The organism is Gemmatimonas sp. (assembly GCF_036405635.1).
In the GTDB taxonomy this organism is placed as follows: domain Bacteria; phylum Gemmatimonadota; class Gemmatimonadetes; order Gemmatimonadales; family Gemmatimonadaceae; genus Gemmatimonas.
The window spans coordinates 31879-56508 of the sequence record NZ_DASWXE010000207.1 but is presented as its reverse complement, the minus strand read 5'-3'; the positions used below and the strand labels follow the sequence as shown (position 1 = coordinate 56508).

At 65.0% G+C, this 24630-nt stretch carries 21 protein-coding genes and 1 other RNA gene; 9 read left to right on the top strand and 13 right to left on the bottom strand.

What is annotated here, in order from left to right:
• The first annotated feature begins 74 nt into the window (after positions 1 to 74).
• Positions 75 to 1061 (top strand): type I pantothenate kinase, encoded by a 987-nt coding sequence (coaA, locus tag VGE27_RS16565; RefSeq protein ID WP_331050785.1) that lies wholly within the window; start codon positions 75 to 77, stop codon positions 1059 to 1061.
• Between the two features lie 13 nt (positions 1062 to 1074).
• Positions 1075 to 2019: a pirin family protein gene (locus VGE27_RS16560; protein WP_331050784.1), complete on the top strand. Its 945-nt coding sequence runs from the start codon at positions 1075 to 1077 to the stop codon at positions 2017 to 2019.
• Positions 2020 to 2029: 10 nt separating this feature from the next.
• Here VGE27_RS16560 and VGE27_RS16555 read toward each other — a convergent pair whose 3' ends face one another.
• Entirely contained in the window at positions 2030 to 2728 is a 699-nt protein-coding gene (locus tag VGE27_RS16555) for a pentapeptide repeat-containing protein (RefSeq protein ID WP_331050783.1), read from the bottom strand.
• A gap of 234 nt (positions 2729 to 2962) precedes the next feature.
• On the opposite strand from VGE27_RS16555, the gene VGE27_RS16550 reads away from it, so the two are divergent.
• The 3 genes from VGE27_RS16550 to VGE27_RS16540 all read left to right on the top strand — a co-directional run bounded on the left by VGE27_RS16550 (position 2963) and on the right by VGE27_RS16540 (position 8548).
• Positions 2963 to 4456, top strand: coding sequence for an amidohydrolase family protein (locus VGE27_RS16550; RefSeq protein WP_331050782.1), 1494 nt, complete (start codon positions 2963 to 2965; stop codon positions 4454 to 4456).
• A gap of 17 nt (positions 4457 to 4473) precedes the next feature.
• Entirely contained in the window at positions 4474 to 5832 is a 1359-nt protein-coding gene (locus VGE27_RS16545; protein ID WP_331050781.1) for an MATE family efflux transporter, read from the top strand.
• 112 nt (positions 5833 to 5944) lie between these two features.
• The gene (locus VGE27_RS16540) at positions 5945 to 8548 is read left to right on the top strand and encodes an ATP-binding protein (protein WP_331050780.1); all 2604 of its coding nucleotides are present in this window, start codon (positions 5945 to 5947) and stop codon (positions 8546 to 8548) included.
• A 28-nt stretch (positions 8549 to 8576) separates the two neighbouring features.
• On the opposite strand, the gene VGE27_RS16535 is transcribed toward VGE27_RS16540, so the two are convergent.
• Positions 8577 to 9029 carry a PTS sugar transporter subunit IIA gene (locus VGE27_RS16535; RefSeq protein WP_331050779.1) on the bottom strand — a complete coding sequence of 151 codons (453 nt, stop codon included), beginning with the start codon at positions 9027 to 9029 and terminating at the stop codon, positions 8577 to 8579.
• Positions 9030 to 9111: 82 nt separating this feature from the next.
• Between VGE27_RS16535 and dusB the strand changes: the two genes are divergently transcribed.
• Positions 9112 to 10161 (top strand): tRNA dihydrouridine synthase DusB, encoded by a 1050-nt coding sequence (gene dusB, locus VGE27_RS16530; RefSeq protein WP_331050778.1) that lies wholly within the window; start codon positions 9112 to 9114, stop codon positions 10159 to 10161.
• 76 nt (positions 10162 to 10237) lie between these two features.
• Positions 10238 to 10595, top strand: a transfer-messenger RNA (tmRNA) gene (gene ssrA, locus VGE27_RS16525).
• A 51-nt stretch (positions 10596 to 10646) separates the two neighbouring features.
• Here the strand turns inward: ssrA and VGE27_RS16520 are convergent.
• Genes VGE27_RS16520 through truA form a run of 11 tightly spaced genes read right to left on the bottom strand, consistent with a single transcriptional unit; the run spans position 10647 to position 22139 of the window.
• On the bottom strand, positions 10647 to 11255 hold the full coding sequence (locus VGE27_RS16520; RefSeq protein WP_331050777.1) for a hypothetical protein: 609 nt from the start codon (positions 11253 to 11255) through the stop codon (positions 10647 to 10649).
• Entirely contained in the window at positions 11252 to 12634 is a 1383-nt protein-coding gene (gene purF / locus VGE27_RS16515) for an amidophosphoribosyltransferase (RefSeq protein ID WP_331050776.1), read from the bottom strand. The genes VGE27_RS16520 and purF overlap by 4 nt, the downstream gene beginning before the upstream one ends.
• A 14-nt stretch (positions 12635 to 12648) precedes the next feature.
• The gene (gene purL, locus VGE27_RS16510) at positions 12649 to 14964 is read right to left on the bottom strand and encodes a phosphoribosylformylglycinamidine synthase subunit PurL (RefSeq protein WP_331050775.1); all 2316 of its coding nucleotides are present in this window, start codon (positions 14962 to 14964) and stop codon (positions 12649 to 12651) included.
• A 20-nt stretch (positions 14965 to 14984) separates the two neighbouring features.
• The gene (gene purQ / locus VGE27_RS16505; protein WP_331050774.1) at positions 14985 to 15689 is read right to left on the bottom strand and encodes a phosphoribosylformylglycinamidine synthase subunit PurQ; all 705 of its coding nucleotides are present in this window, start codon (positions 15687 to 15689) and stop codon (positions 14985 to 14987) included.
• Positions 15686 to 15943, bottom strand: coding sequence for a phosphoribosylformylglycinamidine synthase subunit PurS (gene purS / locus VGE27_RS16500; protein WP_331050773.1), 258 nt, complete (start codon positions 15941 to 15943; stop codon positions 15686 to 15688). Before purS ends, purQ begins: the two co-directional genes overlap by 4 nt.
• Positions 15940 to 16842 carry a CDP-diacylglycerol--serine O-phosphatidyltransferase gene (gene pssA, locus VGE27_RS16495; RefSeq protein WP_331050772.1) on the bottom strand — a complete coding sequence of 301 codons (903 nt, stop codon included), beginning with the start codon at positions 16840 to 16842 and terminating at the stop codon, positions 15940 to 15942. The genes purS and pssA overlap by 4 nt, the downstream gene beginning before the upstream one ends.
• A 1-nt stretch (position 16843) precedes the next feature.
• Positions 16844 to 17494, bottom strand: a complete 651-nt coding sequence (locus tag VGE27_RS16490) for a phosphatidylserine decarboxylase family protein (RefSeq protein ID WP_331050771.1) — start codon at positions 17492 to 17494, stop codon at positions 16844 to 16846.
• Complete coding sequence (locus VGE27_RS16485; protein ID WP_331050770.1) at positions 17494 to 18438, bottom strand: phosphoribosylaminoimidazolesuccinocarboxamide synthase; 945 nt, start codon at positions 18436 to 18438, stop codon at positions 17494 to 17496. The genes VGE27_RS16490 and VGE27_RS16485 overlap by 1 nt, the downstream gene beginning before the upstream one ends.
• On the bottom strand, positions 18435 to 19892 hold the full coding sequence (gene purB, locus VGE27_RS16480) for an adenylosuccinate lyase (RefSeq protein ID WP_345788030.1): 1458 nt from the start codon (positions 19890 to 19892) through the stop codon (positions 18435 to 18437). The genes VGE27_RS16485 and purB overlap by 4 nt, the downstream gene beginning before the upstream one ends.
• Positions 19889 to 21358 (bottom strand): trypsin-like peptidase domain-containing protein, encoded by a 1470-nt coding sequence (locus tag VGE27_RS16475; RefSeq protein ID WP_331050768.1) that lies wholly within the window; start codon positions 21356 to 21358, stop codon positions 19889 to 19891. Before VGE27_RS16475 ends, purB begins: the two co-directional genes overlap by 4 nt.
• Before the next feature lies 1 nt (position 21359).
• Positions 21360 to 22139: a tRNA pseudouridine(38-40) synthase TruA gene (gene truA, locus VGE27_RS16470; protein ID WP_331050767.1), complete on the bottom strand. Its 780-nt coding sequence runs from the start codon at positions 22137 to 22139 to the stop codon at positions 21360 to 21362.
• A gap of 106 nt (positions 22140 to 22245) precedes the next feature.
• Here truA and VGE27_RS16465 point away from each other — a divergent pair, with 106 nt between their 5' ends.
• Both VGE27_RS16465 and trpD read left to right on the top strand, forming a co-directional pair.
• Complete coding sequence (locus VGE27_RS16465) at positions 22246 to 23556, top strand: GAF domain-containing protein (RefSeq protein ID WP_331050766.1); 1311 nt, start codon at positions 22246 to 22248, stop codon at positions 23554 to 23556.
• On the top strand, positions 23546 to 24583 hold the full coding sequence (gene trpD, locus VGE27_RS16460; RefSeq protein ID WP_331050765.1) for an anthranilate phosphoribosyltransferase: 1038 nt from the start codon (positions 23546 to 23548) through the stop codon (positions 24581 to 24583). Before VGE27_RS16465 ends, trpD begins: the two co-directional genes overlap by 11 nt.
• Positions 24584 to 24630 lie beyond the last annotated feature (47 nt).

Below are 24630 nucleotides of genomic sequence, written 5' to 3'. Positions count from 1 at the left end.
GCGTGCTCCAGCGAAGTCGGCCCGATGTCAGGGCGCGGTCAGGATCAACAAGATGGGCGGGCGGCCTGCGCGTCATGCGCAGCCCGGTGCTTGACGTGGACGAGCAGGTCACCGCTGGTGCGCCCCTGTCCTCGGCGCCGCGCCTCGCTCCGCCGTATGTCATTTTTGACCGGGCCCACTGGGCCACGTTGCGCGGAGCAAGCCAGGTGGCGCTGCCGGAGGCTGAACTTCGGGCACTGGCCGGTGTGAACGACCCGGCATCGCTCAGTGATGTCACCGAGGTCTTCCTGCCGCTGGTGCGGCTCATCGAGCTGCACATGGCCGCAGCCCGGAGCCTCAACCAGATGGTGGGGGGCGCATTTGTGGGACAGTGGCGCGGGACGATGCCCTACGTCATCGCCATTGCCGGCAGCGTGGCGGTGGGGAAGAGCACCTTTGCCCGCTTGCTGCGAGCCGTGCTGTCACAGGGACCAAGCCGTCCTCGCGTGGATCTTGTTGCGACGGACGGCTTTCTCCATCCCACCAAGTTCCTGAAAGAACATCAGTTGATGGAGCGCAAGGGATTTCCGGAGAGCTACGATCTCCGGCGCATGCTGACCTTTCTCGAAGGCGTGAAGGCGGGTGATGGACACCTGCAGATCCCCAACTATTCGCATGAGGCATACGATGTCGTGCCTGGCGAATTTCAGGTGGTGAATCGTCCGGACATCCTGATCTTCGAAGGATTGAACGTGCTGCAGACCGCCAACAGTACCGCGGTCGCCTCCGACTTCTTCGACTTCACGATCTATCTCGACGCCGACACGGCCACGATCGAAGATTGGTATGTAGATCGCTTTCTCAAGCTGCAGCGCACCGTGTTTCAACGGGAAGCGTCGTATTTTCACCACTACAAGGACCTGACGCCCGAGGCTGCGGCGAAGGTAGCGCACGACATCTGGCGCCGGATCAACCTGCCGAATCTGGTGGAGAATATCGAGCCCACACGTCGCCGCGCACGTGTGGTGATGCGTAAGGGTCGCGATCACCGCATCGAAGAGATCTGGTTGCGGCAGACCTGAGCGAGGTGACGACATGAGCTGGAATCCCGCATTGGAACCCGGTTGCCCGGGGGCCGGCGATGTAGATGCGATCGAGACGCTGATCGTACCAAGAGCGCGTGACATCGGTGGGTTCGAGGTGCGCCGCGCCTTGCCCGCTCCGAACCGGCAGATGGTGGGCCCCTTCATCTTTTTCGATCAGGCCGGACCCGCTGAGCTGCTGACCGGACACGGGGTGGATGTGCGCCCGCATCCACACATCGGACTGGGCACGGTCACCTATCTCTTCCAGGGTGAGTTCCACCACCAGGACAGCATCGGCACGAATCAGGTCATCACACCTGGTGCCGTGAACTGGATGGTCGCCGGTAAGGGCGTCACGCATTCGGAGCGCACACCGGCGCTGCATCGCCAGCATCCCAATCGGCTCTTTGGCATCCAGACCTGGGTGGCCTTGCCGGAAAACGATGAAGACATGGAGCCCACGTTCTCGCATCACGGCGTCGACACGCTCCCGCTCATCGAAGATGCCGGTGCCTCGGTGCGCCTCATTCTGGGACGCTCGTATGGTGCGCAAGCGCCGGCGCATCTGTATTCCGATGCGTTCTACGCGGACGTCATGCTGCAACCACACGCACGCCTGCCGTTGCCAGACGACCACGAAGACCGCGGCATTTACGTGGTGGAAGGCTCGCTGACCGTCGCCGGCCAGACCTTCGAGGCCCAGCGCATGATGGTCTTCCGACCCGGCGACTCGCTCGCTGTCACGGCCGGCCCACAAGGCGCGCGCCTCATGCTGCTCGGCGGCGCCACCTTGAATGGACCGCGCTACATCTGGTGGAACTTCGTTTCCTCACGCCGCGACCGAATCGAAGCAGCCAAGGAAGACTATCGACGCGCAAAGTGGGGACAGGGGTTGTTCGATCTGCCACCGGAGGATCGCGCCGAGTTCGTGCCGCTCCCAGAGGAACGTCCGTAGCGCCCTGCGCTCAATCGGGGTGTACGTCGAGCCCCATGGCCGAGAGCAGGGGGTACTGTTGACGCGCAGAGATCACCAGTCCCTCGAAGCTGCTTAGGGACTGCAGGTTGAGGCCATCGATGGTGGCCCCACGCACATCCGCGCGAGCGAGCCGCGCGCCATCGAATGCGGTGCGTGTGAAATCGGCATCGCGCAGGTCGGCGTCTTCGAGATCGGCCTGATGCAGCACCGCCTCGCGGAATCGACTCTCCCGCAAGTCACCTTCGCGTAGTCGCAGGCCGCCCAGATTCGCGAACTCGAAGTTGCAGTCGGTCATCCAGCCGCCCCACTTCACCAGCTTGCGCGAAAAGCTGCGGGAAAACTCCACGCGGACAAACGCACCGCCGCGCAGGTTGCAGCCTATCAGCCGCACGCAGTACAGATCGCAGCGCTCGAAGCGCGCGAACGACAGGTCGGACCGTTCGAAGCGCGCCTGCTCCATACGCGACAACGAGAAGTGCGCACCCGTGTGTCCGGCATCATCGGTGAAGTCACATTCCACGAACTGTGCGTCGCGGAACTCCACGCTCGAGAAGTGACACCGCGTGAACCGGCAACGTGCAAACCGGGCCGCCTCGAAACGGGTGCCTGCAAACCGCACCTCAGTGAAGACACAGTCCTCGAACCGCGCACCGGTGAGGTCGAGATCAGCAAAGCGGGACTGTGACAAGTCCTCGCCGTGAACATGGCATTCCGGTTCGAGCGGCATGGCGGGCGGAGACAGCGGTGGTGGACTGACGAGTCCTGCAATTTCGCGTTATCCTCGATGATTGGCGACAGGCCACCCGTGCTGAAACCCCTCCATTTCATCAGGACACGCACCATGGCGTTCTCGGTGTTCTCTCCGCTGGTCTCACACCACGGCTCCTCTCTGCAGGCGACCCACTCACGTCGACCCGCCCTGATGACTGCGGTGATCGCAGCGCTCGGCGCGCTCGTGTTGTCGGCTGATGGCCTGATGGCGCAGGCGGCACCGACACACGGTGTGCGCCCGCGTCGGCTCGCCATCCGCGGCGCCATTGTGGTGGAAGGGAACGGCACACCGGCCGAGGGCCCCAAGGACATCATCATCGAAGGCAATCGGATCACGCAGATTGTCGCCATCGATCCCGCGGCCATTCGCAACGGCACCGCGCGCCGTCCGGCGGCCGACGTGGAGATCGATGCCCACGGCAAGTACGTGGTGCCCGGGCTGATCAACCTGCACGGACACGTACAGGACGAACGCGCCGGGCAGGCGCAGCCGCTCGAGTACCAATTCAAACTGTGGCTGGGCATGGGCGTGACCACCGTACGCGACGTCTCCAGCGAGACGCCCAAGACGCTGCAGCTCCGCACGCGAAGCCTGGCCGGTGAAGTGATGGCGCCGCGCTTCTACGTGTATGCGCGCTACGCCTACATGCCCGTGCCGCGCAACGAGACGGAAGCACGGCAGCGTGTGCGCGATCTCAAGGCGCAGGGTGTGGATGGTCTCAAGCTGTTCGGCATGGACAAGGATGTGTACGCGCCGGTGCTCGACGAGGCGAAGAAGCAAGGCCTGCGCGTGGCGCATCACATGGCCGTGGACGAAACCAACGCGCTCGATGCCGCGGCGAATGGCCTCACGAGCCTGGAGCACTGGTACGGTGTGCCCGACGCGGCGATCCCGGACGGCGTGCAGCAGTTCCCGTCGAACTTCAACTACGCCGATGAAGGAATGCGCTTCCGTCTCGCGGGGCGCCTCTGGCGCGAAGCCGATCCGGCGCGCCTGCAGGACGTACTCAAGGCGATGGTGAAGGGCGGTGTGGCATGGAATCCCACGCTGGACATCTACGAGGCGAGCCGCGACCTGCAGCGCGCCGAGACGCAGCCGTGGTATGCGCAGTATCTGCACCCCACGCTCGAGAAGTACTTCAAGCCCGATCTGTCCAACCACGGCTCGTACTTCGCCAACTGGAGCAGCACCGACGAAGCGTTCTGGAAGGAGAACTACCGCATCTGGTTTGGCGCGGTGCGTGACTTCGAACGACTTGGCGGGGTAATCGGGGCAGGGGAAGACGCGGGCTTCATCTATCAGGTGTACGGATTCGGTCTCATTCGCGAGCTCGAACTGCATCAGGAAGCCGGATTCCCCACCTTGAAGGTGCTGCAGCACGCGACGGCCAATAACGCACAGATCCTCGGTCAGCAGGACAACCTGGGTCGTGTGCGTCCCGGTTACCTGGCCGACCTCGTCGTGCTGAATGGCAATCCACTCGAAGACCTCAAGGTCTTCTACCCGCCGCGCGCCGACGCGGCAGCCGGCCCCGGTGGTGGTGTGGCCTGGACCATCAAGGACGGCATTCCCTACGATGCGCAGCGTCTGCTGCGTGAAGTCCGTGAACTCGTGAGCACCGCCAAGCGGGGCTCTGCGCGCTAAGCTCTTTCCCGATCCCGATGCAGTTCGCACGCGGGTGGCAGCGCGACCTGCGTGAGATGGCGCAGGTCGCGGCACCCATCGTTCTGATCAATGTGGGCATCCAGGCCATGGGCGTCGTCGACGCCATCATGGTCGGGAAGCTCGGGGGGGCGGCCATCGCCGCGGTCGCCCTCGGCAACTTCTATTTCTTCAACGTCAGCGTCTTCGGGATCGGCTTGTTGTTTGCCATCGATCCTGTCGTCGCACAGGCCGTGGGCGCCGGTGATCATGCGGCCGCCGCCCGCGGTGTGCAGCGCGGCTTGCTGCTGGCGGTCGCTGTCGCTGCCGTGGTGACGCTGTGTCTCATGCCTGGTGAGTGGTTGCTTGGCGCCCTCGAGCAACCGCCCGAGGTCATTGGGGAGACGGCTGTCTATGCGCGCCGGCGTGCCATCGGCGCCCTGCCGTTCTTCCTGTTCACCGTGTTCCGGCAGACGTTGCAGGCCATGGGACCGGTGCGGCCCATCATCATCGCCGCACTGATCGCCAACCTCGTCAACGCTGCGGTGAACTGGCTGCTCATCTTCGGCAATCTCGGATTTCCGGCCTTTGGTGTGGCCGGTGCCGGGTACGCCACCGCCATTTCCACGTGGGCCATGATGTTCGTGTTGCTGTGGCTGTCCTGGCCGCTGCTGCGCGACACCGTGCGCCCCTGGCGCCCCGAGAGCTGGCAATGGGGCCCGTTCGCCCGCATGGTGCGTATCGGCGTCCCGATCGGCATCCAGTGGTTCTTCGAGAGCTTCGCGTTCGGGCTCACGGCACTCTTCATGGGCTGGATGGGCACCGCATCACTGGCTGGCCACGAAATCGCGCTGAACATGGCCGCGATGACCTTCATGGTGCCGCTCGGTATCTCTGGCGCGGCCTCGGCCGTAGTGGGTCGTGCCATTGGCCGGGGCGACGTGGATTCCGCACGCCGGGACGCTGCAGCGGCCATCGCCTGCGGCGTGGGCTTCATGTGCCTGAGCGCTGTGGTGTTCATCCTCTTCCCGACGGAACTGGCTACGCTCTACACCACGGAGACCGCCACCGTAGCCGTCGCGGTGGCACTGATCCCTCTGGCCGGCTGGTTCCAGGTTTTCGACGGCCTCCAGGCCGTCACCAGCGGCGTGCTGCGGGGTACGGGAGACACACGGGTGCCTGCCGTCCTGCACATGATCGCCTTCTGGGGCGTTGGCGTGCCGTTGGGGGCGTACCTCGGATTTCGCACCTCACTGCGGGAACAGGGCTTCTGGGTAGGATTGGTGGCCGGGCTGGCTGCGGCCGCAGTACTGCAGAGCTTACGGGTCTACTGGCGCCTGCGCGGCGACCTCAGGCGCGTGGTCATCGATCAGCACTGACAGGTGAGATTTGAACCTTCACGCAGTTCGTGAATCGGATGTGACCCGTCCAACGCATGGGGGCCCACGGCGCTCTGGCGAGCCCGGCGCTGCATAACTAGCGTCACCAGCAATGGTCTCCCCGTCCAACCGATTAGTCCCCAAGCCCTTCCGGGCGGGTATTCGGCGGCGCCTGTTCCTGCTCGCCCTGTCACTGACGTTCCCCATCGCGATGATCTCGCTGGTGCGCGCGGTGGAACGGTGGCGCAGTGAACAGGAGTTGCTGTCCGAGCGCAGCCTGGCAACAGCGCGGCGTGCGGCGCAGCTATTGGACGCGGATATCAACGGGGTGCGCACCATTCTGGCATCCGTCTCGCGCCTGCTGCGCATCGACGATCCGTCGGTGCGCAACGATTCGTTGCTGCGCTATGTGTTCGACGAGACCAGTATCAACCTCACCAACGTGTTCATCACCGACACGTTGGGCGTCGTGCATGGTGCATTGCGTCGAGCCGCCATGGGACCGGCGCTGCCGAACATGGCCAATACGGATCCGTTCCAGGAGGTCATGCGTACGCGCCGCTATGCGGTGAGTCGCGCGCGACGCTCCGTCGTGTTGCCCGACAGCGGATGGGTCGTGCCGTTGACGATGCCCATTCTGGCCGAAGGGAGTGCTGTTCCCATCGGTGTGGCCGGTGCCTCCATCGCACTCGATTCGCTGGCGGCCGTGCGTCTGGTACGTGACCTGCCCGCGGGCTCGGTACTCACGGTGCTCACGCGCACTGGCGAAGTCTTCTTACGTACGGCAGATCTCGACGACTGGATGCAGCGTGCTCCGGCTGACTCGGCGATGATGGCGTTCGACTACGCGCATCCGGACGACGTGCAGGACATTCTCTCGCTCGATGGCACGCGTCGTTTGGTGGCCCACGCTCCACTCACGGCGACGGATGGGTTGCTGTACATCGGCATTCCCGTGTCGGCCACGCTCGAAGTGGCCCGTCGACAATTTCTGCTCGACTTGCTCATCGGTTTGATGGGCACTTTGGTGTTCATCGGGTTTGCGTGGTTCACCGCACGGCGCATCACCGATCCGCTGCTCAATCTCTCCGACGTGGCCCGCGCGCTCGCCACTGGTGATCGCGACCGCCGCGCCACCGTGAAGAGCGGCGACGAGATCGAAGCACTCGCCAACTCGCTGAATCAGCTGGCCGACACGGTGAGTGATCGCGAGCGCGCGCTCGAGGCCAGTGAAGCACGCTATCGCCACCTGTTCTCCACCAGTCCGCTGCCGATGCTCACGTGGCGTCTCACGGACGGTCGCATCGAGCAGGTGAACGATGCGGCAAGTGTCTTCGTGGGCGCACGTGAACTAAGTGCCGGCACTCGCGTGCTCGACCTCATCGTGGAAGAAGAGCGCGAGGCCTTTGCCGAATTGCCGTTGCCCGACGCGGCTTCCACCATGCGGGCCGGTGTATGGACCTTTCGCGACTTGTGGGGTGGCCGTCGTCAGGTGGAGCTCTACGTGGGCGCCATCGAACGCGTGCAGGAGACAGTGGCCGTCGGCATCATGATCGATGTGACGGAACGCCGCCGTGCCGAGGCAGAACTCGAACAGTCACGTGAGCAGTTGCGGCAGTCGCAGAAGCTCGAGGCGCTTGGTGCCTTTGCCGGCGGCATTGCGCACGACTTCAACAACTACCTGTCGGCCATCGCCACCAACGCCGAGTTGCTGCGCGATGAGCTGCCGGTCCAGTCATCGCATCGACTGGAAGCCAGCGAGATTCTTGGCGCGGCGCAACGCGCATCCGCACTCACGCGACAGATCCTGGTGTTCAGCCGTCGTCAGGTTGTGCACGACGAACGCCTCGATGTGAACACGGCCATCCAGGCACTGCGCCGGTTGCTGTCCCGTCTGGTGGGTGAACAGATCGAACTGCATATCGTCACTGCGCCAGACGCACCACGCGTGATGTTCGATCACGGACGCCTCGAGCAAGTGCTCATGAACCTCGCGGCCAACGCGCGTGATGCGATGCCATCCGGTGGCCGGCTGACCGTGACCACTGAGCGCACGAGCGCCGGCGATTTGCGACTACGTGTGGGTGATTCCGGTGCCGGTATTCCCCCGGAAGTCCTGCCGCGTGTGTTCGAGCCATTCTACACCACCAAGACACGCGAGCGCGGCACCGGTCTGGGGCTCGCCATGGTGTACAGCATTGTCACCGCCGCGCGCGGTGAGATTGTGGTGACATCGGACGTGGGGCAGGGCACCGAAATCGTGATCACGTTCCCCGGCATCGTCGCTCCGGAGCAGCAGGACGAGACCACACTGGCCGCCAGCGATCCGGCCGGTGGCACGGAACACGTCCTCCTGGTGGAAGATGATGCGGCGGTGCGGAAGGCCACCACGTCGCTGCTGACGCGTGCCGGGTACCGCGTATCGGCAGCCGATGGTGCCTACGCCGCGTGGGACCTGCTCGAAGCCATGCCAGAGCCGCCGGACATGGTACTCAGTGATGTGGTAATGCCGCAGGTATCGGGACCGGAATTCGCGGCGCGGGTGTCCGCCCGATATCCCGATGTGCCCGTGCTCTTCATGAGCGGCTACGCGGACGACGATGCGGTGATGCAGGGCATCGCGAGCAATTCGCTGCATTTTGTCGCCAAGCCATTCAGCGCCGGCCAATTGCTCGGCGCTGTCCGTCGACTGCTGGATGAGGTCAACGCCGCCTGAGCAGATCGCTCAGCACGGACGCGAAAGATCAGACCCGCTTTTCCTCGAGCAGCGCCATGAACTGCGCGGGCGAGGTCAGTTCGAGCAAACGGGCAGGCACATCACCCTCCTTGCTGAACTGCGCGATCTTGCCGAGCACGGGGAGGTACTGGTTGGAGACCTCGAGTGGCGGGGCAACGATCAGGAAGAAGAAGTTGACCGGCTTGTCGTCGATCGCCTTGAAGTCGACGCCGTCCTTCTTGCGGCCAAAGGCCACGCGCAGACGGTTCACGACCAGCGAGCGGCAATGCGGAATCGCGATACCACGGCCAATGCCGGTGGAACCGAGGTTCTCGCGCCGCTTGAGCATCTTGAACAGCATGCCCTCGGACTTTTCGTCGAGCTTGAGCAGCCCGATCAGTTCCTTCAGGATCTCGTCCTTGCTCGTGCCCTGAAGCTCGAGTTCGACGGCGTCTTCGGAGAAAAACTCGCGCAGTTCCATAGCCCGTAATCGTAACAGCAGGGCAGCCCCTGTCAAACAGGACGCGTTGCCCCGCTGAACCGGGTCGGCTAGGTTCAAGTGTATGCCCCGCAAGACGTTCCCCTTTGCCGTCCCGCATTCGGTCCCGCTGTACCTGGCGCCGATGGCAGGAGTGTCGGAATCACCGTTCCGTCGGCTGTGTCACGCCCACGGGGCTGACGTCGTGGTAACCGAGTTTCTCTCGGCTGAAGGCATCCGGCGCGAGAATGAGGCGACCATCAGCAAGCTGCGGTTCGCCCCTGAGGAACGACCAATCGGCGTGCAGATCTTCGGCTCTGAGCCCGCGGCCATGGCCGATGCAGCCGCGCTCGTCACCGACATGTTTCAGCCCGACTTCGTCGACATCAACTTCGGTTGCCCGGTCAAGAAGGTCGTGCGGCGCAACGGTGGTTCGGGGTGCCTCAAAGACCTGAGCCTCGTCGAAGAAATCATCCAAGCGGTCTCCAAGGCCACGCCACTGCCCGTCACCGTCAAGACGCGCTCCGGATGGAACGAGGAAATGCGTGACCCGGTGGGCATCGCGCTCCGCATGCAGGACGCCGGCGCAAAAGTGTTCGCACTGCACGCCCGCACACGCACGCAGATGTACTCCGGTAGTGCCAACTGGGACGAGATCGCTCGCGTCGCCGAGGCGCTCGATATCCCAGTGCTCGGCAACGGCGACATCAAGACGGCGCAGGACGCCAAGCGCATGCTCGATCACACCAAAGCCGATGGCATCATGATCGGCCGTGGTTCGTACGGGCAGCCGTGGGTCTTCAAGCAGACGCGTGCGCTCATCGACGGCACGCCCGTGCCGGAAACGCCGGGTGTGCACGAGCGCTTTGCCATCGCGCTCGATCATGCGCGCATGGTGCAGGGCTACGAAGCAGATGCCGTCGGCGCCGCACTGGAATTCCGCAAGCATCTGGGCTGGTACGTGAAGGGGTTGCCCAACTCGGCGGAACTGCGCGCCAAGCTGCACCAGGTGCGTGACTTTGCCGAAGTGGAGACGATCTTCACCAACTACCTCGAGTTCTACGAGGAGTACAAGGCGCGTGGTCTGGCGGCGTCCGATCCGGACGTGTCGTCGCTCACCTGCGAAGCGGCGTGAGAGCCGTGCAGGGCGCGGCAGTTGCCGGGACCCCGGCTGGTCGTGTAGTGTAAGAATGCAGGACCGTTCGAATACCGGGGGTGACTGGCTTCGACGGGGTTGGTGAATCTCTGGTAGCGTGCCCAGGTCCTCGAGCACCTGGTAAAACACTCGGGAAAATTCCAATCGCGAACAACAACCTCGCGCTCGCTGCCTAACCTTCGGGTTACGTAGCAGTGCTCACGCGGCAGCCCGCCCGGGGCGGCACGTGAGTATCGCAAATCTGGGCTAGTCTCGGTGTGCGCCTTCCGCACCGAGGCAAAACTCTAGAAGGCTTGTCCTGACGTGGGCTTCCCATTGGCCAGCTGAAGGAGACCTCAATCAATGGGATACGCACGTAGAAACCGGGGTGGATCTAGTCTCGGACAGGGGTTCGATTCCCCTCACCTCCACTCAAGAGAAACGCCCCGACCACTCAGTGGCCGGGGCGTTTCTCTTTGTGCGTCCTACTTCTTCAGGTAGCGCGCAGGAATCGGATTGTCGGGACGCTCCGCATCCCAATAGATCGAGACCACCCACCACCGCGTGCCGTCGTTCAACAGCTGGATGCTGTTGATGCCGCGCTGAAACGGCTTGGGGTCTTCGAGCTTGCGCTTGGAATCGTAGGCGCTGAACACCTGCGTGATCTTGCCGAAGGTATCCACGCTACGGCCAATCTCGCGCTCGAAGAAGCCGTCCCGCTCAAAGCCAGCGCTGGTGCGCTGAATGAACGCTTCCGGCGTCAGCACCGTGACCAGACCAGGTTGACCAGCCGGCTGCGCGGTCGGCATCAACCGCGCGCCCGGCACGAACAATGAACGGAATCGATCCCAGTCCCGCTTCTGACCAGCCGGTCCGGAAATGACGTCGTAGAGTGCCGCGAGAATGGCATCCATGGACGACACATCGGCGGGCTTGGCAGGCACCGGAGCATGCGCGGGCAGGGCCGCTGCTGGCGACGCCGCCTGTGCCTTCACGTTGCTCACCACGCTGAACGTCGACGCGATCAGCACACCCGCCACCGTCACGGCCTGACGCACGCGCGACGCGGCCATCAGCGAGAATCCGGCAATCATGCAGCACTCCCTGCACGCAGCAGTTCAGGGTCCGCCGGAATCGGCGTGGGGTAACGACCGGAGAAGCAGGCATGGCAATAGCCATCCGGCCCACTCGGCATCGCCGACAACATGCCGTCGATCGACAGATAACCCAGCGAATCCACACCGAGGTGACGCACAAGCTCCGCGTGCGACATCTGGGCAGCGATGAGCTCTCCGCGGTGCGGCGTGTCGATGCCGTAGTAGCACGACGAGATGATCGGCGCGCTGGAGACGCGCATGTGCACTTCGCGCGCACCCGCCGCTCGCACGAGTGACACGAGGCCACGCGTGGTGGTGCCGCGCACGATGGAGTCGTCGACCATTACGACGCTCTTGCCCTCGAGGAGCTCGCGCACCGGATTGTACTTCACCTTCACCTTCGCATCACGACCGGCCTGCGTGGGCTGAATGAACGTGCGTCCGACGTAGTGGTTGCGGATAAGTGCCAGCTCGTACGGGATGCCCGACTCCTCGGCGAAGCCAAGCGCTGCCGAGTTGGACGAGTCAGGCACCGCGAAGACCACTTCGGCACCCGGAGCGGGCTGCTCGATGGCCAGCTTGCGACCCAGCGCGCGGCGCGAACGATCGACCGAGCCGCCGAACACCTTGCTGTCCGGGCGCGCGAAATAGACGTGCTCGAACACGCAGCGATTGATCGGCGCCGCAGCGAGAGGCTGAATGGAACGCACGCCCTGTGCGTCCACCGCGACGATCTCACCGGGCAGGATCTCGCGTTCCACCGTCGCCCCAACGATGTCGAGCGCGCAGGTCTCCGAAGCGAACACATAGCTCTCACCAAGGCGACCCATCACCAGCGGGCGCCAGCCATGCGGGTCACGCGCCACCACCACCGTCTCGTCGAGCACGACCAGCAGGCAGTAGGCGCCCTCCACGCCCTGCAGCGCGGAGGCGACGCGCGCTTCGGGCGAGTCACCCGTGGCGCGTGCAATACGGTGCACGATGGCTTCCGAGTCCATCGTGCTGGAGAAGATCGCGCCGTCGTCTTCGAGGTCGCGACGCAGTTCCACCGCGTTGGTGAGATTGCCGTTGTGTGCGAGCGCAATGTGGCTGCGCCGCACACGGGCGAGGATGGGCTGCGCGTTTTCGATGGCCGAGGCACCGGCTGTGCTGTAGCGCGTGTGTCCGATGGCGATCGGTCCCTGCAACACATCCATCTCGGCGTCCTCGAACCCCTCCGAGACAAGACCCATCGCACGGCTCACCCGCGCGCGGCCATCATCGTCGACCGCCACGATGCCGGCCGACTCCTGTCCGCGATGCTGCAACGAGTACAGTCCCAACTGCGTCAGCGCGGCCGCTTCCTGATGGCCGTAGACGCCGAAAATACCACACATGGGTAGAAATCCCGTCAGTCGTTGGTGGGTGCGTGCGACGACGCCACCGCGTGCTCGGCCGGCGTTTCGCCGTCCATCGCCTGCGGAATGGCTTCATGGAACGCTTTCGCGAGCCACATCACCGGAGCGGTGAACGTGTCATCGGAAATGGTGAAGCTGGCGCCACCGGTCGCGTCGGTCACCGTACCGATGACCTGCGCCGGAACGCCATGACGCCGCGCGATCTCCAGCACGGCCGCACTCTGCGCCGTGGAGACGACCACACGACCATGGGCCTCGCCGAAGAGCAGCGCACGATGCGGCAGCGCAGCCCACTTCGAGAGATCCACCGAAAAACCGAAGGCGTTGTCGCGATCGAGCATCGCGCACTCGGCCAGAGCCACCGCCAGACCGCCGTCGCTGCAATCGTGCGCCGAACGCACCGCGCCAGCCTGAATAGACTCGAGCAGTGCATCGATGAGCGCGCGTTCGCGCGTCGGATCACACACCGGCGGCTCGCCGATGGTCAGACCGTGAATGGCCAACAGGTACTCGCTCGCCCCGAGTTCATCGGTGCAGTCACCCAGCAGTACGATTTCGTCTCCGGTCTTCTGGAACGCCGACGGCGTCACATGTGCCATGGATTCGATCAGGCCCACCATACCGATGGTCGGCGTGGGGTGAATCGCACCCTGCGGATTTTCGTTGTAGAGCGAAACGTTGCCGCCCGTGACCGGCGCTTCCAGCACGGTGCACGCCTCGCCCATGCCGGCGATGGCTTCGCTGAGCTGGAAATACACCTCGGGCTTCTTGGGGTTGCCGAAGTTCAGATTGTTCGTGATCGCCTTGGGGCGGGCACCGGAGCAGGCCACGTTGCGCGCGGCCTCGCACACCGCCGCACGACCACCATTGCGGGGCGAGAGGGCCACGTGACGGCCGTTACCGTCGATGCACAGGGCAATGGCCTTGTCGGTGCCACGCAGGCGCACCACGGCCGCGTCGCTGCCCGGGCCGCGCACCGTGCTGGTGCGTACGGTGGAATCGTACTGCTGCCACACCCAGCGCTTGCTGGCAATGGTCGGCGAAGCCAGCAGGCGCTCGAGCGTCCATGCATGGTCGCGTTCGTCGGCCAGCGGCGTCACGTCGAGCGGGTTGCGGGCACGCGCCGCCTTGAGGGCCTCGCTTTCCTTCGGCTCGAGCACGTACTGCGGGCACTCGGTCACCAGGCGAGAGCCCGGGAACTCTGCCACCACCGTCTCGCCTTCGGTCACGCGATACACCGGCTCGGCGATCACTTCGCCGATCACCGCCGCTTCGAGGTCCCACTTCGCGAGGATGGCACGCACGTCATCTTCGTGGCCCTGCTTGGCCACCACCAGCATGCGCTCCTGCGATTCCGACAGCAGGATCTCATACGGTGTCATGCCCTGTTCCCGCACAGGCACCTTGGTGACGTCGATCGTCACACCCACATCACCACGTTCGGCCATTTCCGCCGACGACGAGGTGAGGCCAGCCGCGCCCATGTCCTGAATGGCGACGATGTGGCCGCTGCGAATGAGTTCGAGCGAGGCTTCGAGCAGCAGCTTTTCCGTGAACGGATCGCCGACCTGCACCATGGGGCGCTTCGCTTCGCTGCTCTCCGACAGATCCTCGGATGCGAAGGACGCGCCGTGAATGCCATCGCGGCCCGTGCGGGCACCGACGGCCATGATCGGATTGCCCACGCCTTCTGCCACCGCGCGCATCAACTCGTCTTCGCGCATGAGGCCGACGCACATCGCGTTGACCAGCGGGTTGCCTTCGTACGACGGGTCGAACACCACTTCGCCGCCCACCGTCGGCACGCCCACGCAGTTGCCGTAGTCACCGATGCCCTTCACGACGCCGGAGAACAGCCACCGCACGCGCGAGGAGGTGAGTGGACCGAAGCGGAGGGAGTTGAGCAGCGCAATCGGACGCGCGCCCATCGTGAACACGTCACGCAGGATGCCACCGACACCGGTGGCAGCGCCCTGGTACGGCTCCACCGCCGACGGGTGATTGTGCGATTCGATCTTGAACGCCACCGCCCAGCCATCGCCCACAGAGATCACGCCGGCGTTTTCACCGGGCCCCTGCAGCACCCATGGCGCCTTGGTCGGCAGCGTCTTGAGCATCGGACGCGAGTGCTTGTAGGAGCAGTGTTCACTCCACAGCGCGCTGACCACGCCGATCTCGGTGAACGTGGGCGTGCGGCCCAGCATGTTCACCAGTCGCTCGTACTCGAACTCCGTGATGCCGTGTTCGGCGACCAGGGCCGGCGTGATCGCCGGATCACCCGGACGCGACTGCACCTTCGAAGAAGTCATGGACGGACTTTCGGACGTACTCATGCGCGGACACCCCCGGCCAGCGATTCGAGGATGGACTGGAAGAGAGGCACCCCATCGACAGAGCCCAGCGCCGTTTCCAGCGCACGCTCGGGATGCGGCATCATGCCGAGCACGTTGCCTTCGGCACTCACGATGCCGGCAATGTTGCGCAGCGAGCCATTGGGATTGGCGGCATCGGTGGCTTCGCCCCCCGCATTGACATAGCGGAACACCACCTGACCCTCGCCCTCGAGGCGCGCGAGCGTATCACCATCGGCCGTGTAACGACCGTCGCCATGGGCGACCGGGACGTTGATCACCTGACCAATGTGATACTGCGACGTGAAGGGCGTGGCGATGCTTTCGACGCGCAGGTCCACCGGTGCGCTGACGAACCGCAGGCTCACGTTGCGCAACAGTGCGCCGGGCAGCAGTCCCGCTTCGCACGCGATCTGAAAACCATTGCAGATACCGAGCACGAGACCGCCGCGCTTCGCGTGTGCGACCACTTCCTGCATGATCGGGCTGAAGCGCGCGATGGCGCCGGCACGCAGGTAGTCACCGTAGCTGAATCCACCCGGGAGGATCACCAGGTCGACGTTCTGCAGGTCGTGATCCTTGTGCCACAGGTACACGGCTTCCTGTCCGAGGGCGTCCGCAATGGCGTGAAACGCATCCTCGTCGCAGTTGGAGCCGGGAAAACGAACGATGCCGGCCTTCACGCGCGCACCAGGCTGGCGATCTCGAAGTCCTCCGTGACCGGATTGGCCAGCAGCTTCTCGCACATGGCCTTCACCTGGTCACGCGCTGCGTCTTCCGACGCCGCCTCGATCTCGGCCACGACATGCCGGCCCACGCGCACCTCACCGACGGCGGCGAAGCCGAGGGAGTGCAGGGCATCGGCGACAGCCTTCCCCTGCGGATCGAGAATGCCGCGCCGCGGGACGATATGGATGGCGCAACGGAAACGGGTCATGCCGGAGACTCCTCGTGACCGGTGTGGATACCGGATGGGTTTTGTTTGGAACGACGGCGCAGCGAACGGCGCCTGGTACTGGGATCATCGAAATCGTCGTCATCGTCCGCGTCATCGCGGCCCGGCAGGCGATCGAGCAATCCCAGGAACACGGTGCGCAGGATGCCGTACAGCACGTACGCCATCAGCGCGGGGAAGAAGAACTTCTTCGGCAGGAAGATCACGCCGATGAATGTGCCAATGACCAACAGGAAACCCAGCACGCCCTTGATGGTCCGGAAGTTGACCGTCGGCACCTTGGCGTACTGCACGTTGCTGATCATCAGCATGCCGAGCCCCAGCATCACCCAGCGCAGCATCTGGTGCCACGGCAGGTCACCGATGATGGTCTCGGTGTAAAGCGGGGTCTGGCTGAACCAGTAGTACGTGGCCAGCGTCATACCCGCGGCGGGGCTGGGCAGACCACTGAAGTGTGTGGTCTTCCGGCCGGCCGACTCCACGTTGAAGCGCGCGAGGCGCATCACCGCGCATGCCGTGAAGAAGAAGCAGAAGATCCATTCCCATCGGCTGCTCTGGAACACGGCGAAGTACATGATCAGCGCCGGTGCCGTGCCGAACGAGATGGCATCCACCAGCGAGTCGAGTTCCTCACCGAAACGCGATCCGGACTTGGTCGCCCGCGCGATACGCCCGTCCAGCGTGTCGGCGATGGCACCAAACACGATGAAGCGCGCGGCCGCATCGAAGTCCCCACGCGACGCGGACACGATGGCGAAGATCCCGAAGAAGAGATTCGCCAACGTGAAGCCATTCGGCAGTGCCACGACGGCGCGCGGCCGCGGGCGCCGGGCGCGATCGGCCGGCTCGGTGCCTTGCCGTGCTTCGGGGGACTGACTCACCTCACGCCACCGGCAGGTCGGCGACGATGGACTCGCCGGCCTTCATGCGCTGGCCCACCTGCACGCGCAGCGTCGACGACGGCGGCAGGAACACATCCACCCGCGAACCGAAGCGAATCAGCCCCATACGAGCGCCTTGAGTGGCGGTATCGCCGTTGGCCGAATCGGTGATGATGCGGCGGGCGATGAGGCCCGCGATCTGACGCACCAGAATGCGGTGCGGTCCGCTCACGATGCCCACCGAGGCCTGTTCATTCTCGACGCTGGACGCTTCGGTCACGGCGTTGAGAAACTTGCCGGCCTTGTGCACCACATACGCCACACGTCCGTTCACCGGATACCGGTTCACGTGCACGTCAAACACGTTCATGAAGATGGACACGCGCGTAGTCGGGCCGCCCACAAACGTGGGCTCGTCGATGTTGGTGATCAGCACCACGCGGCCGTCGGCCGGCGAGACCACCACGCGGTCGCCACGCTCACCCGTGCGCTCGGGATTGCGAAAGAACCAGGCCACCCACAGCGCGATCACCGTGAGCAGAAAGGCCACGACCCACAACGGCCACGAACGCAGTCGCAGAGCACCCACATAGGCGATCGCCGCGAGCGCCAGCGCGCCCAGCATGAACGGGTATCCCTCGCGCGCAAACATCAGCGATCCTCCGGGAGTCCAAGGCGGGCCAAATCGAGCGGTGCGCCGGTGATGCGGGCAAACGCATCACGGTAGCGCACGCTGGTGGCATGAATCACTTCAGGCGGCAATGTCGGCGGCGGTGCTTCGCCATTCCAGCGTCCTGCGCGGCGCTCGACATCCAACCAGTCACGCAAAGGCTGCTTGTCGAAGCTGGGCTGTCCACGCCCCGGCGCATATCCATCGGCCGGCCAGAAGCGCGAGCTGTCGGGTGTGAGCACTTCGTCGATCAACAGCAGCTTTCCATCGCGCCAACCGAATTCGAACTTCGTGTCGGCCACGATGATACCACGCGGCTCGGCTGTTGCCCGGCCGTACTCGTAGATGCGGCGGGCGAGTGATTCCAGCTGCGCCGCGGTTTCGGCGCCCACTTCGGACACCACCTGCGAGATGGTGATGTTCTCGTCGTGACCCGTCTCGGCCTTCGTAGCTGGGCTGAAGATGGGCGGATCGAGACGATCACTTTCCCGCAGACCGGTCTTGAGCGCTTCGCCGGCCAGCGTGCCATGCTCGCGGTATTCCTTCCACGCCGAACCCGTGATGTAGCCCCGAATCACGCATTCGAGGGGCACGACGTCGGCACGCAGGGTGAGCATGCTGCGACCAGCCAGCGCATCACGGTGCGGCGCCAGTGACGGCACGGCGGCGATGATCTCGTCTGTCTCGGCGGTGATCAGATGGTGATCCACCATGCCCGACAACTGTGCGAGCCACCACGCGGTGACCTGCGTGAGCACCGCGCCCTTGTACGGAATGGCTTCGTGCATGACCACATCGAACGCACTGATGCGATCGGTGGTGACCATGAGCAGACGATCGTCATCCACCGCATACACGTCGCGTACCTTGCCACGGCGCACGAGCGGCAGCGGCAGGTTGGTCTGCGTCAATGCAGCGGCACTCATACGCGCACCTCCTCGAGTTCCACGGCAGCGCGTTCACGGGCCAGCCACGGTGCGACATGTTCGTCGAGGAATTCCACCACCTGCTGCGGCGCGCGCCCAACGAAGCGGGACGGCTCCGCGGCGGACTGCAGATCTTCAAGTGACACACCAAACGCCGGATCGGCGGCCAGGCGCTCGAGCATGTCGTTGCGCGGTGCACCGTCTTTCACCGCGCGCGCTGCGGCGATGCTGTGCACACGAATGAGCTCGTGGGCTTCCTGACGGTCGCCGCCCGCGCGCACGAAGCGCACGATGAGTTCTTCGGTGGCCATGAACGGCAGTTCATCGTCCACCCGGCGGCGAATGCGCGCCGGATGCACCTCGAGGCCACGCGTCACGTTCTGCATGAGTACCAGAATCGCGTCAGTCGCCAGAAACGACTCCGGGATCGCAAGCCGGCGGTTGGCCGAATCATCGAGCGTGCGCTCGAAGTACTGCACCGCATGCGTCTGGTTCGCATTCGGCTCGAGCGACAGCACGAAGCGTGCGAGTGCCGCAATGCGCTCCGAGCGCATGGGGTTGCGCTTGTACGCCATGGCCGACGAACCGATCTGGTTCTTTTCGAACGGTTCCTCGAGTTCGCCGAATGCCTGCAGCATGCGGATGTCGCCGGAGAACTTGGACGCCGTGGAGGAAATGCCCGCCACCACGCCGAGCACCTGAGCGTCCACTTTGCGGGAGTACGTCTGGCCACTCACCGGAATGGACGTCTTGAACCCCATGCGCTCGCACACCATGCGATCGAGTTCACGCACCTTGGCGTGATCGCCGTCGAACAACGTGAGGAAGCTGGCCTGCGTGCCCGTGGTGCCCTTCACGCCGCGGAAGGGCAGGGTCGCGATGCGATACTCGAGGTCTTCGAGATCGAGCAGGATGTCCTGCATCCACAGTGTGGCGCGCTTGCCCACCGTGGTGAGCTGCGCCGGCTGGAGGTGCGTGTAACCCAGCGCCGGCACGTCCTTCCACTCGCGCGCGAACTCACCCAGTGACTCGAGCACATCGAGCAGCTTCTCGCGCAACAGCGTGAGGCCGCGGCGCATCAGCACCAGTTCGGTGTTGTCGGTGACGTAGCAGCTGGTCGCACCCAGATGGATGAACTTGCGGGCCGCCGGCGCCACATCACCGAACGCATGCACATGTGCCATGACATCGTGACGGAACGACTTCTCGTACGCTGCCACCGCGGCAAAGTCGATGTCGTCGAGGTGCTCACGCATCTCCGTGATCGCCGCATCGGGAATCTCGATGCCCAACGCTTGCTGCGATTCGGCCAGGGCGAGCCACAGGCGGCGCCAGAGTCCGTAGCGGGTCTGCCCGCCCCACAGGGTGAGCATCGCCTTCGATGCGTAGCGATCAGCGAGCGGCGACTGGTACGTGGCGTGCGGAGAGCGGTCTGGTGCGGTCACGGAACTCAACGAAGGGTGAACTGCGTCTGGAAATACTGTCGGTTGCGCTCGAAGACGAGCACGACGGCGCCACGGGCGCCCTGACGATCAATGGCCTCGGACACCTGCTGGGCCGACGTCACGCGCGTGCGGCCCACCTGCGCGATCACGTCGCCTTCCTGCAGGCCGATCTCGTCACGAATGCGATCGGACACCTTGAATACGAGCGCGCCGGCGTTGGAGGCGATGCCACGTTCCTGGCGAATGGCGTCAGTGACGGTCACCAGCTGCAGTTCGCGCAGCACGGTGACCTTGGGCGCCGTGACTTCGGGCGCGTCATCGACCCGCATCGTGACAGGGACGTCGCGTCCCGCTCGACGCAGCGTGATGGGAAGGGACTCACCCACCCGCAGATCCAGCAGACGCGCTTCCCACTCGAAGGGATTGCGCACACCTCGGCCACCGGCCGAGGTGATCTGATCGCCCACCCGCACCCCAGCACGTTCAGCGGGCGATCCAGGCGCCACGCGCGCCACCACCGCGCCCACCGAAGCCACTTCGCGCGCGCTTTGGACCTGCGGCGTCTCGAGACGGATGCCCACCCACGGATGACGCGCCACCCCGTGTTCGAGGAGATCCTCGACGATGCGCTTGGTTCGATCGATGGGAATCGCGAACCCCAATCCCACCGACCCGCCACTGGGCGAATAGATGGAGCTGTTCACGCCCACCACTTCCCCATTGGCGTTCACCAGCGGACCGCCCGAGTTGCCGGGATTGATGGCCGCGTCGGTCTGAATCATGTCGATGTACACACCGCCACCGGACGTCTGACCCGCGAGATTGCGTCCCACGGCGCTCACTACGCCCACCGACACGCTGGGCTCGTTGTTGCCGAGCACAAAGCCGAACGGGTTGCCGATCGCGATGGTCCACTCGCCGACAATCAGGTCGCTGGAGCGACCGAGCTGCGCAACCGGCAAATCGCGGGCGTCGATCCGCACGACCGCCAGATCGTTGGTTTCGTCGACGCCCACAATCGTGGCGCGGTAGGTCGTGCCGTCGAGCATCGCCACGGAAACACTGGTCGCGCCCATTACCACATGAGCATTCGTGACGATGACCCCGTCATTGCGGACGATGAAGCCAGACCCAATGCCGGCATTGCGACGTTCACCGGAGCGCCCGCCCAGCAAGTACTCGAACATGTCGACGCGCACCCGCTCGACCGTTTCCGTTTGCACGGTGACCACCGCAGGTGCCACGCGCTCGACTGCCGTCGTGATCGCCGTTCGACGAGAGGCGTCGATGTTCTGAGCCGGGACCGGCCCGGTGGCGGTAGGCCGCGACGGTGGCAACGTACGCGTCTGCGCAGCCGAGTCCGAAGGATTGATGCCCTCGCAGCCGACGAGCACCAGGGTCACCAAAGCCACAAGCGGTGTGCGAGTGGTCAGGCGAAAGCGGCCGGAGAACGGCAGGGCGGGGACGGGGGGCATCTCAGCTCTCCTGCGCATACAGCGCCGCGGGATAGGTGACTTCGCGCAGCGACAGACCGTGCGCAGGGGCCGGCGGGGAGGTGTCCGCGTTGTCGGGTGTGACCAACAGCCGCGCGATCGTGCCGCGCGGACGGCGCCCAAGCGCCACATCGACCATCGTCCCGACCAGGAATCGCACCATGTGATGGAGAAAGCGGTTTGCCGACACCTCGAACACCCAGCCGCCCTCGCGAGGCACCCACGCCGCATGATGAATGATGCAGCGGTGGTGATCGTCGACCGGCGCCGTGTGAGCTATGGCAAACGCCCGAAACGTGTGCTCTCCCAACAGTCCAGCGGCCTCGCTTTGTAGCGCGTCCACATCGAGCGGGCGGCTGAGCGCCCATTCGTGGCGGCGGCGAAACGGCGACGAGGCCAAATCATCCGTCCCGATAAGATAACCATATCGCCGCGCCGTCGCGCTGTGCCGGGGGTGGAATTCCGGCACCATCGGGTGCGCGGCGGCGACCCAAATATCGTCGGGGAGCAGGGCATTCATGGCCCGGCGAAGCTTTGGGGCCGTCCACTGGGGCGGCACGCGCACCCCCACCCCCTGACCGTGGGCATGCACCCCGGCATCTGTACGCCCCGCCCCCACGGCCGGTACGTACTGACCGCCGCACAGCCGGCCCAGCACGCGCTCCATTTCGCCTTGGACGGTGCGCACGTCGGGCTGGCGCTGCCAGCCGGCGAATCGCCCCCCGTCGTACTGGGTTACCAGGAGGATCGGTCGCGGGTCCATAAGCGCGGGGAAGCTAGGCGAGGTGGGCGTCCGCTTCAACTCACGGCCGGACGCCCATTGCATTGTGATGGTCGCTGACGTTTTCTCCACGTCTCATCCCCACGACATGCCCCCACGTTCCCTCGCATCACTGGCGCACGCCCTCACGGCGTCCCCCGATCTCGATGGCGCACTCATTGCGCTCGGCGAATGCCTCGCCGAACTCGATCGCGGGGCCTCGGTGGCGCTCATCCACTACGATGCGCGGCGGGATATGCTGCGGGAGCGCCTCACGCCCGTGGGCGCGCAGGTGGTCCGGACCAGTATGGAGACCACGTTCGATCACCTGCCGGAGCCCGTGCGGTCCCGGATTCAGGCCGGCGGTCCATTCCTCGATGTGACCGATCGTTCGGCGGACTACGCCCGGTTGTGCGGCTTTGCGGCCGCCCTGGACGGCGGTGTGCTCGCTTTGCGTGGCCTGCGAGTGGAAGGGCATCTGGGCGCGGTATTGGCTCTGTACGAGCCGCGCAAGATTTTTGGCACCCGCACCACGGAGCGCATTGCACCGGCCGTGGCACTGTTCGACCTCGCCTATGCCCGCATCTCCGAGCGTGACGCCCGCGAGGAGGCCGTGCGCACGCTCGAAGACGTGACGCAGCGCGTGCACGGTGAATACGTGCGCAAGTTGTCCGTGCTCGAAGCTGAATTGCGCGAGGTCCGCAATACCCCCCGCGAGGTGACGGCCTTCAACTCGGCCGAAGCTGTCGCGTTGCAAGCCGATGCCGCGCGGGCGCAGGAAGAAATGCGCCGAGCCGGACGCAAGGCGGAGCTCGCCGAACAGCAACTCGCGTCGGCGGTGGGGCAGCTCGAGCAGGCTCATATCGAACTGCATCGTCGCAGCGAGGCGCTGCGCCAGCGCACGCGCACGCTGTATCTGGTGGACCGCGCCCTGTCACTCGACGCTGAAACCACCGATGCTCGCACGTTGGTGGACGCGCTGCTCGCGTTGGTGGGTGACGATATGCAGGCTCAGCGTTGCTCGCTGATGCTGCGCGCCCCGGAGCCCGACCACCTGTATCTCGCTGCGGCACGCGGCATCGCGCCCAACATCGTGGAAGGCATGCGCATCCGCATCGGCGAAGGTGTGGCAGGTCGCGTGGCGGCGGCGCGCGAACCTCTGCTGGTGCAGGACGTGCGCGAAGCCGCCCAGCACCCACTGCTGCGCGACCAGTACTTCACGACCGGTAGCTTCATCAGTTTCCCGCTGGTCTATCACGAAGAGCTGGTGGGCGTGCTCAATCTCACGAATCGGGCGCAGCGTGGCATCTACACCGAGGAAGACGTGGAGCGCGTGCGCCTGCTCGGCCTGGTGATTTCGCTGATTGCCTCGCGCAACAGCCTGCCGCAGGCGCTGCTGGAGACGTTGCATGCCCGCTGATGCGTTGGCAGTGGCCATCCGCCGGCTGGCGATGCACCAGCCGCTGGATGGTGAAGAGCTGCATCAGGCGTTCGGCATCATCATGCGCGGAGAGGGCACTCCGGCGCAGGTGGCCGCATTGCTCATGGCGCTGCGGGTAAAGGGCGAGACGCCCACCGAAGTGGCAGCTGTCGTGCGTGCGCTGCGGGATGCGATGATCGTGCTCCCGGCCACTGAACCGAACGGGTTGGTGGACACCTGCGGCACGGGGGGCGGTTCACTGACGACGTTCAACATTTCCACGGCATCGGCATTGCTGGCCGCCGGCATGGGCGTGCGCGTGGCCAAGCACGGCAATCGTTCCTTCACATCGCGCTCAGGCAGTGCCGATGTGCTGGAGGCGCTGGGGGTGGTCATCGAGACGACGCCGGCCGCGATGGCCTCCACGCTCGAAGAAGCGGGCATCGTGTTCATGTTCGCGCCGCTGATGCACCCGGCGTTGCGTCATGTTGGGCCGATTCGCCGTGAGCTGGCCGTGCCGACGGTCATGAACATTGTGGGTCCGTTGGCCAATCCGGCCCGTGCGGGCCGTCAAGTGGTGGGCGTGGCCGAACTCGCCCGGCTCGAGCTGCTGGCCAATACATTGATACAGCTGGGCTCGGTGCGCGCCATGGTGGTGCACGGTGCCCCGGGCGTCGATGAGATCTCCCCGCTGGGGCTCACCGAGGTGCGGGAGGCCCGCGACGGGCAGGTGCGTAGCTGGACCATCGATCCGGCGCACTTTGGCATCGGCCTGGTAAGCGCGGAATCGCTCGCCGGAGGAGACCCCGTGCAAAACGCCGCCGTGATCGAAGAGGTGCTGCAGGGCGGAGGCTCCGAAGGCGCCCGCGCCGCGGTGCTACTCAATGCGGCAGCCGCACTCTACGTGAGCCGGGACGACCTCTCATACGAAGACGCCGTGGTAGAGACACGCAGGGCAATGGCGTCCGGCGATGGCTACAATGCACTCCAACGTCTGCGCACCGCGTCCCAACGTTGGCGCGCCTGACGATTGGTCAGGCGCACCGCGCGACGATCGCATTGATCGTCGCGAAG

What these genes read in the sequence shown, in the direction of transcription:
- VGE27_RS16490 (WP_331050771.1), bottom strand. Translation starts at nt 17,494, where the DNA reads ATGTTTGCGCGCGAGGGATACCCGTTCATGCTGGGCGCGCTGGCGCTC.
- VGE27_RS16485 (WP_331050770.1), bottom strand. Translation starts at nt 18,438, where the DNA reads ATGAGTGCCGCTGCATTGACGCAGACCAACCTGCCGCTGCCGCTCGTG.
- VGE27_RS16465 (WP_331050766.1), top strand. Translation starts at nt 22,246, where the DNA reads ATGCCCCCACGTTCCCTCGCATCACTGGCGCACGCCCTCACGGCGTCC.
- coaA (WP_331050785.1), top strand. Translation starts at nt 75, where the DNA reads ATGCGCAGCCCGGTGCTTGACGTGGACGAGCAGGTCACCGCTGGTGCG.
- dusB (WP_331050778.1), top strand. Translation starts at nt 9,112, where the DNA reads ATGCCCCGCAAGACGTTCCCCTTTGCCGTCCCGCATTCGGTCCCGCTG.
- VGE27_RS16545 (WP_331050781.1), top strand. Translation starts at nt 4,474, where the DNA reads ATGCAGTTCGCACGCGGGTGGCAGCGCGACCTGCGTGAGATGGCGCAG.
- VGE27_RS16550 (WP_331050782.1), top strand. Translation starts at nt 2,963, where the DNA reads ATGACTGCGGTGATCGCAGCGCTCGGCGCGCTCGTGTTGTCGGCTGAT.
- purS (WP_331050773.1), bottom strand. Translation starts at nt 15,943, where the DNA reads ATGACCCGTTTCCGTTGCGCCATCCATATCGTCCCGCGGCGCGGCATT.
- VGE27_RS16535 (WP_331050779.1), bottom strand. Translation starts at nt 9,029, where the DNA reads ATGGAACTGCGCGAGTTTTTCTCCGAAGACGCCGTCGAACTCGAGCTT.
- VGE27_RS16560 (WP_331050784.1), top strand. Translation starts at nt 1,075, where the DNA reads ATGAGCTGGAATCCCGCATTGGAACCCGGTTGCCCGGGGGCCGGCGAT.
- purL (WP_331050775.1), bottom strand. Translation starts at nt 14,964, where the DNA reads ATGACTTCTTCGAAGGTGCAGTCGCGTCCGGGTGATCCGGCGATCACG.
- truA (WP_331050767.1), bottom strand. Translation starts at nt 22,139, where the DNA reads ATGGACCCGCGACCGATCCTCCTGGTAACCCAGTACGACGGGGGGCGA.
- purF (WP_331050776.1), bottom strand. Translation starts at nt 12,634, where the DNA reads ATGTGTGGTATTTTCGGCGTCTACGGCCATCAGGAAGCGGCCGCGCTG.
- VGE27_RS16520 (WP_331050777.1), bottom strand. Translation starts at nt 11,255, where the DNA reads ATGATTGCCGGATTCTCGCTGATGGCCGCGTCGCGCGTGCGTCAGGCC.
- VGE27_RS16475 (WP_331050768.1), bottom strand. Translation starts at nt 21,358, where the DNA reads ATGCCCCCCGTCCCCGCCCTGCCGTTCTCCGGCCGCTTTCGCCTGACC.
- VGE27_RS16540 (WP_331050780.1), top strand. Translation starts at nt 5,945, where the DNA reads ATGGTCTCCCCGTCCAACCGATTAGTCCCCAAGCCCTTCCGGGCGGGT.
- trpD (WP_331050765.1), top strand. Translation starts at nt 23,546, where the DNA reads ATGCCCGCTGATGCGTTGGCAGTGGCCATCCGCCGGCTGGCGATGCAC.